This is a genomic window from Kineosporia corallincola, from assembly GCF_018499875.1.
Taxonomy (GTDB): domain Bacteria; phylum Actinomycetota; class Actinomycetes; order Actinomycetales; family Kineosporiaceae; genus Kineosporia; species Kineosporia corallincola.
In genome coordinates, this window is sequence record NZ_JAHBAY010000001.1 from 589,827 (window position 1) to 602,586 (window position 12,760).

The following is a 12,760-nucleotide window of genomic DNA, read 5'->3' on the forward strand; positions in this document are numbered from 1 at the left end:
ATGATGGACGTCGAAGAGCCCACGCCCCGCCCGACCGGCCTCGGATGGCCGGGCATGGGCAGCACGCATCCCCGGTTCCTGAGCGGGCTCGGCTGGCCGGTGGTCACGGCGGACGCCCCCGTGCCGGCCCTGCCCGGCGGCGCCGGACCGGGCCCGGAGCGGTGAACCCGGGCACCACCCCCGACGCCCGTCAGCTGGAGGCATGGTTCTCGGCTGCTCTGCGCCCGGCCGACCCGCCGGTCGCCGGCACGCTCACCGGCACGGTCACGGTCTCGGCCGATGCGGCGGGTGTCCCGGTCGTCGACATCCCGGCGGCCGGCTGGGTGGCCGCGGCCACCTGCGCCCGGGACGAGATGGGCCTGGACTTCCTCGACTGGCTCTCCGCCGTGGACGAGCCGGAGGGTGACCCGGCCGGGCTCGACGTCGTGCTCCACCTGGCCGCGACCGACTCGTTCGGCACGCCGGCCCGCTCCGTGCGGCGCATGATGCTGCGCACCCGGGTGCCCGACACCGCCCTGGAACTGCCCAGCCTGACCGGGTTGTGGCCGGGGGTGGCGTGGCACGAGCGGGAGACGTCCGAGATGTTCGGCCTGGACTTCACCGGGTTCGACGACCGGACCGGAGCCGGCCTGCGTCCTTTGCTGCTGCCGGACGGGTTCGAGGGGACGCCCCTGCGCAAGTCGTTCGTGCTGGCCGCCCGCGCCGCCAAGGCCTGGCCGGGAGCGAAGGACCCGGGCGACTCCGGGCGCGCACCGACCCGCCGCAAGACCCTGCCACCCGGTGTGCCCGACCCGTCGTGGGGTCCGCGCGAACCCGGCGCCCCACCGGCGAGTGCCGCGCCCGAGGCGACCACCGCACGCGGTGGTGCCAAGGTGACCAGGACACCCGAGGTGACCACCGCGCCCGAGCCGGCCACCCCAGCACCCGGGGACGCCACCGAGGCGACCGGCGCACCCGACTCGCCTCCGACGTCCACTCCCGAAACCCCGACCCCCGAAACCCCGGCCCAGCCCGACCGCCCCGGGAGAACCCGGTGATCGCGGTCGAGATCGGGCTGCGGGCGGTCGGTGTGCTGGTCGCATTCCTGACCCTGCCGCTGCTGGTCGGCCAGGCCGAGCACAAGGTGATGGCGCACATGCAGGGGCGGCTCGGGCCGATGTACGCGGGCGGGTTCCACGGCTGGGCGCAGCTGGTGGCCGACGGGGTGAAGTTCCTTCAGAAAGAAGACGTGGTGCCGGCGCGGGCCGACGCCACCGTGTTCCGGCTGGCGCCCGCGGTGGCCCTGGTGCCCTACCTGGTGGCGCTCGCGGTGATCCCGCTCAGCCCGGACTGGGTGGCGGCCGACGTGGACGCCGGGCTGCTGTTCGTGCTCGCGGCCGCCGCGGTGGGGGTGCTCGGCACCCTGATGGCGGGCTGGTCCAGCGCCAACAAGTACGCGCTGCTCGGCTCGATGCGGGCGGCCGCGCAACTGCTGGCCTACGAACTGCCGCTGGTGCTGGCCGCCGCCAGCGTGGCGATGGCCGCGGGGACGCTGTCCCTCACCGGGATCGGCGAGGCCTGGCGCTGGTGGTGGCTGGTCTGGCAGGCACCGGCGCTGCTGGTGTTCCTGATCGCCGGGCTGGCCGAGGTGCAGCGCCCGCCGTTCGACATGCCGATCGCCGATTCCGAGCTGGTGGCAGGCCCTTACACCGAATACACCGGGCTGCGGTTCGCGTTGTTCCTGCTGTCCGAGTACGCCGGCATCGTGGTGCTGTCGGCACTGGTGGCGGTGCTGTTCCTGGGCGGGTGGCACGGTCCGCTGGTGAACGGGCCGGGGTGGACGCTGCTGAAGGCCGGCCTGGTGGCGATCGTGGTGATCTGGCTGCGGGTGGCCTGGCCACGACTGCGGGAGGACCAGCTGCAACGCCTGGCCTGGGCGGGGCTGGTGCCGATCGCCCTGGCCCAGCTGGCGCTCACCGCGGTCGTGGTGGTGCTGCGCAGTTAGCCCTCAGTCCAGCTGCTTGGCGAAGTACAGCGAACCGGTCTCGTTCGCGTAGATGCCGAAACCGGCGATCGGCAGGTAGCCGGCCGAGCCGTACAGTGCCACCGCCTCGGGCTGCTGGTCGCCGGTCTCCAGGATGAGACGGCGGTAGCCCAGCATCGACGCCCGCTGCTCGGCCGTGGCCAGCAGCCGGCGGGCCAGACCGCGCCGCCGGAAGGCCGGCCGCACGTACATCCGCTTCATCTCGACGGCCTCGGGGCCCTGCGCCGCGTGGGCCCGCAGTCCCACGCACCCGGCCAGTTCGCCGCCCACCTCGGCGACCACGAACAGGCCCTGGGGCGGGGCGAACTCGCGGGGGTCCACCGGAGTGCCGTCGGGGCCGCCGTAGCGGGTCACGTACTCCTGCTGGACCTCGGCGATCAGGGTGATCGCCTCCGGGCCGTCGAACGGGGTCTCACGCAGAACAAGGTCGGTCACGGGGGAGTCGCTCACGGCTCCCATAGTTCCACGGGGTTGCCCTCGGGGTCGTAGACCCTGGCGAAGCGCCCGTTCGGATAGACCTCCTCGTCCACCTCGACGGCGATGCCCGCCCGCCGCAGCTGCCTGACCATCGCCTCCAGGTCACGCACCCGGAAATTGACCATCCACTGCTGCTGGCGCCGTCCGAAGTGCTCGGTCTCGTCGGCGAAGGCGGCGAACACGGTGGGGCCGGCCTGCTGTTGCCAGGCTTCCTCGTCGTACGTCAGCGGTACCGGCGTCACGCCGAGATGGTCTTCATACCAGGCGGCCAGTCTTTCCGGGTCCTTGCTCCGGAAGAACACACCCCCGATGCCCGTCACGCGTTCCACAAATCGGAATACTGCCAGAACAGCCGGGATCCGACCGCTCGGAGGTGTTGGCGCATTCTGTTCGCCTGGATCCGAGGTACCGGGAAAACGGCGGAATGTGCAGGTCAAGATTGGAATTAAGGATCTGCCGCAGCGCCCGGATTCCGAGCCGAATTCGCGTCCGGCGAACCCGTGACGGCGCCAGTGCCGCACTTTCGCTGCACTGTGGATGCCGATCGGTGGCGGATCGCGGCCGAACGCGTTCCGGCCGGTGAGCCCGGTCCTCATTTTCCTGCGCATGGATTTTCCCGGTGGTCCCGCCTACGCGGCGGTCCGGGCCGGATCGTGCGGGACGCTGATTTTGGCGCTCGGTGACGAAAGGGGGTGCGGGCGCCGCACCGGCGAGCGTCCGGCCGCGCTTCGTGATGCACGCACGGTGACCAATGGTGGACGCCCGAATCAACGGCACGGGCGCTCGCGGGCCGGGTCGGGCGGGTGCGGGCCGGTGATCGGGGCAATCCGGGGATGCGACTATCCAAGGGCGGCTAATATCGCTATTGGTCGCGATCGGCGGGCAGAGCCCGCCCGACCCGGGTATGCCGGGTGATGCGCCGGCCGGAATCCCGCGCAATCGGAATATTGATGGTCACGTCTGGTGCGTGTACGTTCCGGCCGGGAGTTTGTCGGAACACACGTGAGGTCGGTGAGGTGGCGCGGCAGCAGGCAGAGATCCGGCGTGAGGAGATTCTCCGGGCCGCCGCCACGGTGGTCTCGCGCAAGGGATTCGCGCGTACCCGGGTCGCGGATGTCGCCGCTGAGCTCGGAATCAGCGCCGGCCTGGTCTTTTACCATTTCGATTCGAAAGAACGGCTGCTCTCCGAGGCATTTGTGCTGGCCTCCGAGCGGGATCTGGACACGGTCGACGCGGCCGTCGCCGGGCCCGGCACCCACGTGGAGCGCCTGCGCAACGTGATCCGGCTGCACCAGCAGATCTCCTCCGACACCTCCGACCTCGATGCCTGGCCGCGCAACATCGATGCCTGGGCCGAGGGCCGCTGGACCGAGGAGATCCGTGAGGTGGCCCGGCGCAACGACGAGCGCTGGCGCAACGCCCTGACCAGGCTGATCACCTCGGGGGTGGAGGCCGGCGAGTTCCGGTCCGCCGACCCCCAGGAGACCGCCCTGCGGATCTGCGTGATGCTCGACGGCCTGGCCGTGGCCACCCAGGTGCGGGGCACACTCTCCCGCGGCCGGGCCCGGGCCTGGGCCGACGAGTGCGCCGCCCGCGAACTGGGCCTGCCCTCGCCGATGCTTCCACCCGCCCAGCGCTGACCCGTGAGGCACCTCGCACCGTGGGTGCCGAACACGGCAAGATGCAGCGGGTGACCAACGAGCAGGCCGACACGGGCGGTCATCGGCACGGTCAGCGAATCGGTGAGCGAATCGGTGAGCAGGACGACCGGTCGCACGGCTCCGGCCACGGGCACGGGTTCGGCCGTGGCCTGGTGAGCGGTCTGGCCACCACCGCCCGGGCCCTGGTCCGGCCCACGCACACGGCCGAGTATCCGCACGTGCGGCCGGATCTGCCGCCGCGCAGCCGCGGCGTGATCGCGCTGCTGGCCGAGAACTGCACCAGCTGCATGCTCTGCGCCCGGGAGTGCCCGGACTGGTGCATCTACATCGAGTCACACAAAGAACAGGTGCCCGCCACCGAGCCGGGCGGACGGGCCCGGCAGAAGAACCTGCTGGACCGCTTCGCCATCGACTTCTCCCTGTGCATGTACTGCGGCATCTGCATCGAGGTCTGCCCCTTCGACGCACTGTTCTGGAGCCCCGAGTTCGAGTACGCGGAGTTCGACATCCGCGACCTGCTGCACGAGAGCGACCGGCTGGAGAGCTGGATGACCAGCGTGCAGCCACCGCCCCTGCCGGATCCGGCCGCGGCCGAGGCGAAGGAGGTCGACGTCGCCCGCACCGCCGCGGAGAAGGCGATCGCCGCCTACGAGGCCGCGCAGATCGCGGCCCGGGCTGACATGCAGGCTCAGGCTGACCTGCAGGCCCAGGAGACCCTGCGGATGCCGCCGGTGGTGGACGAGCTCGCGGGCGGCCGGGCCGCCGAACCCGAAAACGCAATGGTGGACGACGAAACCGCGCGGCCCGGCTCCTCGTCGTCCACCGTTGCGGTCGCGGGCTCGTCGGGGAACCCGGCGGAGGACGACGACACCGAGGTGCTGCCCGCCGTGGCCGACACCCCGGACGACCCGGACGACCCGGACGTCCCCGACGTCCCCGACACCCCCGACACCCCCGACACCCCCGACACCCCCGACACCCCCGGCCAGGTGCGCGGGGGTGGGGCGTGAGCGGGCTGGAGGTGTTGTTCGCCGCGCTGGCCGTGCTGGCCGCCGCGGCCGGGATGCTGGCGGTGACCGGCACCCGGGTCGTGCACTGCGCGCTCTGGCTGGTGGTCTGCCTGGGCGCGCTGTCCGGGGTGTACCTGGTGCTCGGGGCCGAGGTGGTGGCCCTGGTGCAGCTGCTGGTCTATGTCGGCGCCGTGGTCGTGCTGGTGATCTTCGCGCTGATGCTCACCCGGGCGCCGGTGGAACCCAGCGACCGGCTCGACGGGCCGCCCTGCCAGCGGCTGGCGGCGGGAGCGGCGGGCATCTCGGTCGGCGGGCTGCTGGCCGGCACGCTGATCTACGCGCTCGGCGGTCGCACCGTTCAGGTGCAGGGCGACCAGGGCTCGGCGCAGACCGTCGGCAAGGCCGTGTTCAGCGGCTGGCTGCTGCCGTTCGAGCTGCTCTCGGTGCTGTTGCTGGCCGCGCTGGTGGCCGCGATCGCCGTCTCCCGGAACGCCGGCCGATGATCCATCTGCTCGGCCCGGCCCTGCTGGCCGCGGTGCTGGCCGGCATCGGTGTGTACGGCATCCTGGCCCGCCGCAACGCCGTGCTCGTGCTGATCGGCGCCGAACTCCTGCTCAACGCCGCGAACGTGCTGCTGGTGACGGCCTCCGCGCTGCCGGCCGGTGGGCTGGCCGCGCTGGGCGACGGCCTGGCCCGGGCCCAGGACCCGCTGATCCCCGGGCAGGTGATGGCCGTCTTCGTGATCACCGTGGCGGCCGCGGAGATCGGCGTGGCCCTGGCGATCGTGCTGCTGCTGTTCCGGACCCGCGGCACGGTGGAACTGAGTGAGGTGCGGGAGCTGGGCGAGTCGTCGCCGACCTACACCGAGAGCCCGGAGACGGCGGTGGAGAAGGGATGACCGAGTCCGCCGCCGTGCTGACCGTCGTGCTGCCGGCCGTCGCCTCGGTGCTCGGCCTGTGGCTGGGCGGTGGCCCCGGCCGGCGCGGCTGGGCCACCGACTGGGCCGTGCTCGGCGCGCTCGGCACCCTGGTCGCCGCGGTCACCGAGGCGGTGCTGGTCGGCCGCGACGGCGAGGTCGCCTCGATCGGTTTCCTCGGCCGCGCCCAGCTCGGAAGCCTGACCATCGGCCTGGACCTGCGGGCCGATCAGCTGTCCGCCGCCGTCGCCGTGCTGGTGGCCCTGGTCGCGTTCTGCGTGCAGCTCTACTCCACGGCCTACCTGGCCGAACCCGAACCCGAACCCGAACCCGAATTCGAGCACGGCACCGGCACAGCACCTGTCCGCTACCCGGCCTACGCCGCCACCGTCTCGATGTTCACCGCCGCGATGATGCTGGTGATCCACTCCGGCGACCTGGTGCTGCTGCTGATCGGCTGGGAGGCCATGGGCCTGGCCTCGTACCTGCTGATCGGTCACCACAGCGAGCGGGAGAGCGCCCGGGCCGCGGCGATGAAGGCCTTCCTGATCACCCGGGTCGGCGACATCGGCGTGGTACTGGCCGTGGTGGTGCTGATCGCCGAGGCCGGGTCCACGTCGATCGCCGAGCTCAACCGGGCGGCCACCGAGAACGAGATCGGCCACGGCACGGTGCTGGCCGCCGGGCTGCTGATGCTGGCCGGCGTGATCGGCAAGTCGGCCCAGTTCCCGCTGCACACCTGGCTTCCCGACGCGATGGAGGGCCCGACCCCGGTCTCCGCGCTGATCCACGCCGCCACGATGGTGGCCGCCGGGGTGTTCCTGCTGGCCCGGCTGCTGCCGCTGTACCTGACCGTGCCCGGGGCGCTCCAGACCGGTGCGGTGCTGGCCTCGGTCAGCATGGTCGGCGCGGCGCTGGCGGCGCTCGCCCAGACCGACCTGAAACGCCTGCTGGCCTACTCCACGATCAGCCAGGTCGCCTACATGCTCGGCGCGGTGTGCGTGGCCTCGGACCGTGAGCTGGGATCCGGTGACCCGGTGGGACTGGCCGCGCCGGGCGTCGTCCATCTGCTCTCGCACGGGGCCTTCAAGGCGCTGCTGTTCCTGGTCGCGGGCTGCGTGGTGCACCTGGTCGGCTCGACGGCGCTCGCCGACATGGGCGGGCTCTGGCGCACCCACCGGGCCCTGGCCGTGCTGTTCGGGATCGGGCTGCTGGGCCTGGCCGGCATCCCGCCGTTCGGTGGCTTCTGGTCGAAGGAGGCCGTGCTGTCGGCTGCCGACCAGGCCGCCCACGCCGGCACCTGGGTGGGCTGGACGGTGCTGGTGGCGGGCGTTCTCACGATCGTGCTGACCGGCCTGTACGCGGGCCGGGCCTGGGCGATCGTGGCGATGGGCGACCCACCGGCGACCGGGACCACGAGCGAAACGGTGGACGACGAGGGCCCGCACCGCGTGCCCGCCGCGATGATGCTGCCGCTGTACCTCCTGGCCGTCCCGACGGTCGGGTTCGGCCTGCTGCTGATCCACCCGCCGCCGTTGCTGCGCGGCCTGGAGATCGAGCCGGGCACCGCGATCACCGGTGCGCTGCTGGCACTCTCGGGTGTGGGCTGGGCGGTGTCGGCGCCCCGGCTGGGCACCCCCGACATCGCCGTGGCCCTGCCCGCCCGCACCCGCGCCGCGCTGCTGGGCGCCTTCGGTCTCGACGCGGTGATCCGGGTGCTGGTGGTGCGGCCGGTGCTGGCCCTGGTGCGGCTGGTGCGGGCCGCCGAGTACGACGTCGTCGACGCCTACGTGCGCGGCGTCCGGCCCGCCACGGCGTTCGCCGGGATCCTGCTGCGCCTGGCCCAGACCGGCCTGGCCACCGGCTACGCGGCCTGGGTGTTCGCCGGCGCGGTCGTGATCACGGTGGCCGGGATGGTGCTGACATGAGCGTGGAATGGCTGCTGCCGGCGATCGTGCTGGTGCCGCTCGGCGGGGCGCCGCTCCTGCTCTGCCTGCGCCTGCCCGACCGGGCCGCCGCCTGGTTCGGTGTCGCGGCCGGCACCGTCACCCTGCTGCTCGGTGGCTGGGCCACCTTCGTGGCCTGGGACCGGGGGCTGGGCCGGATGCAGCTGGAGGTGCGCACCGAGTGGGTGCCCGCCCTCGGGGTTCAGGTGCATCTGGGCGCGGACGGTGTGAGTGCCCCCCTGATCCTGCTCACCGCCCTGCTCGCGGTGCTGGTCTGCGCCCACCTGGTCCGGGTGCGGCCGGAACACGGCCAGGTGCGGCTGCTGGTGGTCTGCGTGCTCGCGGTCACCGGCGGGGCCCTGGCCACCTTCACCGCGATGGACCTGCTGCTGTTCTTCATCGCCTTCGAGACGGTGCTGATCCCGATGTGGTTCGTGATCGGGGTCTGGGGCGACACCCGGGCCGGGGGCGAGGCCGCCCGCCGCGACGCCGCCTCCCGCTTCGTGCTCTACACCGCCACCGGCTCGGCCCTGATGCTGCTCGGGATCGTCCTGGTGATCGTCCGGGCCGGCACCTCCGACCTGACCGAGCTGATCGCCCGTGGCGGCGCCGGGCTGTCGGCCACCACCCAGACCGTCGCGGCCGTGCTGATCGTGCTGGGGCTGGCGGTGAAGACACCGATCTGGCCGTTGCACACCTGGCTGCCCCCGGCCCACACGATCGCCCCGACCGCCGGATCGGTGCTGCTCGCCGGGGTCCTGCTGAAGCTCGGCACCTACGGCCTGGTGCGGGTGGCGGTGCCGGTGCTGCCGGCCGGCACGGCGAACGTGGCGCCCTGGCTCGGCGGGTTCGCCGTGGTCGGCATCGTCTGGGCCGGCCTGGCCTGCCTGGCCGAGCGCGACCTGAAGCGCCTGGTCGCCCTGTCCTCGGTGGCGCACATGGGATTCGTGCTGCTCGGCGTGGCCTCGATGACGTCGACCGGTCTCCAGGGCGCGCTCTACGCCAACATCGCTCACGGCGTGGTGAGCGCCCTGCTGTTCTTCGTCGTCGGGGCGCTGAAGGACCGGCACCACAGCGCCGACCTGGCGGTGCTCGGCCCGGGCCTGCGCGACCGGCTGCCCCGGCTGGGACGGCTGCTCACCCTGGGCGCCGTGGCCGGGCTGGGACTGCCCGGCCTGGCGGTGTTCTGGGGTGAGCTGCTGGCGATCGCCGGGGCCTGGCAGTCCGCCACGCTCGGCCCGCTCGGCCGTCCCTTCGCCGTGCTCGCGGCGATCGGCACGGCGATCGCCGCCGCCTACTGGCTGCGGGTGCTGCGCCTGCTCTGGCAGGGCACCCCCGCCCCCGGCCCGCACACGATGGGCGACGCCACCCGGCACGAGTCCGCCGTCACCCTGCCCCTGGTCGTGACCACCGTCGCGCTCGGCCTGGTGCCCGGCCCGCTGCTGGCCGCCACCGCCGGCGTGGTCCGGCTGATCCTGCCCGGCGGGGGAGTGATGCCCTGATGGTGATCACCAGCCTGACCGGGGTGCCCGCGATCGACGCGGTCGCGCTGCTGCCGGTCGTCGCGCCGGTCGTGGCCCTCCTGCTGGTGCTGCTGATCGACGCGGTGCGGCCGGGCGGCACCCGGCTGCGGCCGCTCGCCGACCTGACCGCCCTGGCCGGGCTGCTGACCGCCGCGGGCGGCGTGGCGCACCTGGCGCTGGACGGAGCCGACCGGTCCACGGCCTGTTCCGGCGGGCTGGTGGTGAGCAGCGGGGTGGCGCGCACCTCGCCGAACCCGGACGACTACGGCTTCGGCTGCTCCTTCGTGGTGTCCGACCTGACCCTGGCGGTGCAGGCGATCGTGCTGCTGGCGGCCGTGGCCTGCCTGCTGCTGGCGATCGACGGCCCGGGCGCCCGGGACCGCACCGCCCACCACGCCCTGCTGCTGGCGGCCGTCGCCGGGGCCACCGCCCTGGCCGGGGCCCGCGACCTGGCCACCCTGACCGTCGCCCTGGAGACCGCCACCCTGCCCACGGTCGGCCTGATCGCGTTGCGGCGTGACGCCCAGGGCGCCCAGGCCGCCGTCACCATGCTGCTCACCGCGGTCGCCTCGCTCGGCCTGCTGCTGCTCGGCGTCGGCCTGCTGTTCCTGGCCACCGGCTCGCTCTACCTGTCCCGGATCGCCGCCGTGCTGTCGCTGAACCCCGGCCGGCCGGTGCTCGTGGTGGCCGTGGCGGGTGTGACCCTGGGCATCGCGGGCATCGGGTTCAAGGTCTCCCTGGTGCCGTTCCACCTGTGGACGCCGGACACCTACGCGGGCGCCCCGCTCCCGGTCGCCGCGTTCCTGTCCACGGTCTCCAAGACGGCCGGGCTGACCGCCATGGCCGTGCTCCTGGGCGTCGGGCTGCCGCCGCTGCACGAGGTGTGGGCCCCGCTGATCGGGGTGCTGGCCGCGCTGACCATGACCGTCGGCAACCTGGTGGCGCTGCGCCAGAAGGTGGTGGTGCGGTTGCTGGCCTGGTCCACCGTGGCCCAGGCGGGCTGGGTGCTGCTGCCGTTCGCGGCGGTCGGCCCCTCGCGCGACAGCCTGCGTGAGGCCGCCGCCTCGGCCCTCGGCTACCTGCTGGCCTACGTGGTGGCGGGCCTGGCGGTCTTCGCCGTGGTGGTGCTGGTGGCCCGGCACCACCGGGCCGGCGAGGAGCACACCCTGGACGCCTACCGGGGCCTGGGCCGCACCGAGCCGGTGGCGAGCGCCGTGCTGGTGTTCGCCCTGACCTGCCTGGCCGGGTTGCCGCCGGGGGTGATGGGGCTGGTCGCCAAGGTGATCGCGCTGCGGCCGGTGGTGGACGCCGGGCTCTGGCCGGTCGCCGTGGTCGCCGCCCTGAACGTGGCCCTGGCCCTGGCCTACTACCTGCGCTGGAGCGCCCTGCTGGTGGTGGCGCCGGGACCCGGCCGCACCCCGCCGCGCTGGCGGGTACGCCCGGCCGAGGGAATCGTGCTGGGCGCCGCGGCCGCGGGCTGCCTCGGGCTGTCGGCCGGCGCTCAGCTGATCGCGGGCCTGCTGCCGGGCCTGCCGCAGTGATCCGGCGAGTGATCCGGCGGTTGTATCGAGGTGGATCGGGCAAGATCATGACCGGTTCACGCGGGGGCGGCCCGGTGGAGGCCACCCCGGATGGCGATCAGGAGGGAACGTGATCAAGCTGGACACCGTTGAGGTTCCTGACGGTGCCCTGTGGCACCGATCGAGAGGAGTCAGGGAGCACCGAAATGGGTCATAGTCATTTCAACGGACTCAAGACCGCCGTCCTGCTGGGCGGCATGTCGGCGTTTCTGCTGCTGATCGGCGGGGCCTTCGCCGGGCGCACGGGCCTGGTCATCGCCTTCGTCATCGCACTGGGCATCAACGCCTACGGGTACTGGAACTCCGGCAAGCTGGCGATCAGGTCGATGCGGGCCCGCCCGGTCAGCGAGGCCGAGCAGCCCGCCATGTACCGGATCGTGCGGGAGCTCTCGAACGAGGCACGGCAGCCGATGCCCGCGCTGTACGTGTCCCCGACGATGGCTCCCAATGCCTTCGCCACCGGCCGCAACCCGCGAAACGCCGCGGTCTGCTGCACCGAGGGCATCCTCCAGATCCTCGACGAGCGGGAGCTGCGCGGTGTGCTGGGCCACGAGCTCATGCACGTCTACAACCGCGACATCCTCACCGCGTCGATCGCGGCGGCCCTGGCCAGCGCGATCACCTTCATCGCCAACTTCGCCATGTTCTTCGGCGGTGGTGACGACGACGAGCGGCCGAACTTCGCGGCCATGATCGCCTTCTCGATCCTCGGCCCGCTCGCGGCGGGTGTGATCCAGATGGCCATCAGCCGCACCCGGGAGTACGACGCCGACGAAGACGGCGCCAAGCTCACCGGCGACCCGCTGGCGCTGGCCTCGGCCCTGCGCAAGCTGGAGATGGGCACCCGGCAGCTGCCGCTCCCGCCCGAGCGGGAGCTGGTCAACGCCAGCCACATGATGATCGCCAACCCGTTCCGCGGTGGCGGCGTGGCCAAGCTCTTCGCCACGCACCCGCCGATGGCCGACCGCATCGCCCGTCTGGAGGCGATGGCCGGCTACCGCCGCTGAGGCAGATCGCCCGCAGAACCGGAGCAGCCCCCGGAGCCGTCACCCGGCTCCGGGGGCTGCGTCGTTCTCGGCGCATCGCTCAGGAGTGACGCCGAGCGGGTCGGGCGCTCAGCGTCGTCCCCAATCAGGCTCTTCGAGCAGCATCTGGATCTCGGCGGGTGTCAGCGTCGCCGGCTCCAGCCCCTTCTGCCCGAGCCATTCGGACAGCAGATTGCGTGCCGCCGGGATGTCGCAGCCCAGCCGGGCCATCAGCACACCGGTGGCCAGATCGGTCATCTGCTGGCCCTGCACCCGCGCCACCGCCTCCCGTGCCACCCCGGCCTGATCGGTGAGATCACGGTCGAGGGCGAGACACATGGTCAGCGGGGCCACGTATCGCTTGAGTTGCTCGCTGTCGGAGCCGTCGGTGATCTCCGCGAGCAGCAGCCCGATCATCGCGTTCAGCAGCTCGCGCAGGGGGGTGGAGCTCTGAAGGCTTTCCGGCTGGGCGGCATCGGGCCGCGACGGACGGCCTGTGGTCGTCATGCAGTCGTACTTCCCCATCCATCACAGGGCGGGACGAATACGCAGGCCCCGCCGGGAAATGGATCTTTACGACTGCTTCACAAAGGTCCGGA

General features: G+C 72.7%; 14 protein-coding genes. 11 read left to right on the top strand and 3 right to left on the bottom strand.

Annotated elements, in window-relative coordinates; all coding sequences use genetic code 11:
- From KIH74_RS02590 to nuoH, 3 genes are read left to right on the top strand one after another with little or no spacing between them, the layout of a single operon-like run.
- A complete protein-coding gene (locus KIH74_RS02590; RefSeq protein ID WP_214153993.1) occupies positions 1-165 on the top strand; it encodes a hypothetical protein in 165 nt (54 codons plus the stop codon).
- On the top strand, positions 162-1,037 hold the full coding sequence (locus tag KIH74_RS02595) for an NADH-quinone oxidoreductase subunit C (protein ID WP_214153995.1): 876 nt from the start codon (positions 162-164) through the stop codon (positions 1,035-1,037). The genes KIH74_RS02590 and KIH74_RS02595 overlap by 4 nt, the downstream gene beginning before the upstream one ends.
- On the top strand, positions 1,034-1,984 hold the full coding sequence (gene nuoH, locus KIH74_RS02600; RefSeq protein WP_214153997.1) for an NADH-quinone oxidoreductase subunit NuoH: 951 nt from the start codon (positions 1,034-1,036) through the stop codon (positions 1,982-1,984). The genes KIH74_RS02595 and nuoH overlap by 4 nt, the downstream gene beginning before the upstream one ends.
- Positions 1,985-1,987: 3 nt before the next feature.
- Here the strand turns inward: nuoH and KIH74_RS02605 are convergent, their stop codons facing one another.
- Positions 1,988-2,473, bottom strand: a complete 486-nt coding sequence (locus KIH74_RS02605) for a GNAT family N-acetyltransferase (protein WP_214153999.1) — start codon at positions 2,471-2,473, stop codon at positions 1,988-1,990.
- Complete coding sequence (locus KIH74_RS02610; protein ID WP_214154000.1) at positions 2,470-2,829, bottom strand: VOC family protein; 360 nt, start codon at positions 2,827-2,829, stop codon at positions 2,470-2,472. Before KIH74_RS02610 ends, KIH74_RS02605 begins: the two co-directional genes overlap by 4 nt.
- 687 nt (positions 2,830-3,516) lie before the next feature.
- Between KIH74_RS02610 and KIH74_RS02615 the strand changes: the two genes are divergently transcribed.
- From KIH74_RS02615 to htpX, 8 genes are all read left to right on the top strand, one after another.
- The gene (locus KIH74_RS02615) at positions 3,517-4,140 is read left to right on the top strand and encodes a TetR/AcrR family transcriptional regulator (protein ID WP_214154002.1); all 624 of its coding nucleotides are present in this window, start codon (positions 3,517-3,519) and stop codon (positions 4,138-4,140) included.
- 50 nt (positions 4,141-4,190) lie between these two features.
- Entirely contained in the window at positions 4,191-5,171 is a 981-nt protein-coding gene (locus KIH74_RS02620; RefSeq protein WP_214154004.1) for a NuoI/complex I 23 kDa subunit family protein, read from the top strand.
- Positions 5,168-5,674 (top strand): NADH-quinone oxidoreductase subunit J family protein, encoded by a 507-nt coding sequence (locus KIH74_RS02625; protein ID WP_214154006.1) that lies wholly within the window; start codon positions 5,168-5,170, stop codon positions 5,672-5,674. Before KIH74_RS02620 ends, KIH74_RS02625 begins: the two co-directional genes overlap by 4 nt.
- A complete protein-coding gene (nuoK, locus tag KIH74_RS02630; RefSeq protein ID WP_214154007.1) occupies positions 5,671-6,069 on the top strand; it encodes an NADH-quinone oxidoreductase subunit NuoK in 399 nt (132 codons plus the stop codon). The genes KIH74_RS02625 and nuoK overlap by 4 nt, the downstream gene beginning before the upstream one ends.
- The gene (locus KIH74_RS02635) at positions 6,066-8,015 is read left to right on the top strand and encodes an NADH-quinone oxidoreductase subunit 5 family protein (protein ID WP_214154009.1); all 1,950 of its coding nucleotides are present in this window, start codon (positions 6,066-6,068) and stop codon (positions 8,013-8,015) included. Before nuoK ends, KIH74_RS02635 begins: the two co-directional genes overlap by 4 nt.
- Complete coding sequence (locus KIH74_RS02640; RefSeq protein ID WP_214154010.1) at positions 8,012-9,535, top strand: complex I subunit 4 family protein; 1,524 nt, start codon at positions 8,012-8,014, stop codon at positions 9,533-9,535. The genes KIH74_RS02635 and KIH74_RS02640 overlap by 4 nt, the downstream gene beginning before the upstream one ends.
- On the top strand, positions 9,535-11,097 hold the full coding sequence (locus tag KIH74_RS02645; RefSeq protein ID WP_214154012.1) for an NADH-quinone oxidoreductase subunit N: 1,563 nt from the start codon (positions 9,535-9,537) through the stop codon (positions 11,095-11,097). The genes KIH74_RS02640 and KIH74_RS02645 overlap by 1 nt, the downstream gene beginning before the upstream one ends.
- A 185-nt stretch (positions 11,098-11,282) precedes the next feature.
- On the top strand, positions 11,283-12,143 hold the full coding sequence (gene htpX, locus KIH74_RS02650; protein WP_214154013.1) for a zinc metalloprotease HtpX: 861 nt from the start codon (positions 11,283-11,285) through the stop codon (positions 12,141-12,143).
- A gap of 108 nt (positions 12,144-12,251) precedes the next feature.
- Here the strand turns inward: htpX and KIH74_RS02655 are convergent, their stop codons facing one another.
- Positions 12,252-12,668, bottom strand: coding sequence for a hypothetical protein (locus tag KIH74_RS02655; protein ID WP_214154015.1), 417 nt, complete (start codon positions 12,666-12,668; stop codon positions 12,252-12,254).
- Positions 12,669-12,760 lie beyond the last annotated feature (92 nt).

Coding starts and splice junctions, on each gene's coding strand:
- KIH74_RS02635 (WP_214154009.1), top strand. CDS start 6,066: ATGACCGAGTCCGCCGCCGTGCTGACCGTCGTGCTGCCGGCCGTCGCC.
- htpX (WP_214154013.1), top strand. CDS start 11,283: ATGGGTCATAGTCATTTCAACGGACTCAAGACCGCCGTCCTGCTGGGC.
- KIH74_RS02655 (WP_214154015.1), bottom strand. CDS start 12,668: ATGACGACCACAGGCCGTCCGTCGCGGCCCGATGCCGCCCAGCCGGAA.
- KIH74_RS02645 (WP_214154012.1), top strand. CDS start 9,535: ATGGTGATCACCAGCCTGACCGGGGTGCCCGCGATCGACGCGGTCGCG.
- KIH74_RS02590 (WP_214153993.1), top strand. CDS start 1: ATGATGGACGTCGAAGAGCCCACGCCCCGCCCGACCGGCCTCGGATGG.
- KIH74_RS02640 (WP_214154010.1), top strand. CDS start 8,012: ATGAGCGTGGAATGGCTGCTGCCGGCGATCGTGCTGGTGCCGCTCGGC.
- nuoK (WP_214154007.1), top strand. CDS start 5,671: ATGATCCATCTGCTCGGCCCGGCCCTGCTGGCCGCGGTGCTGGCCGGC.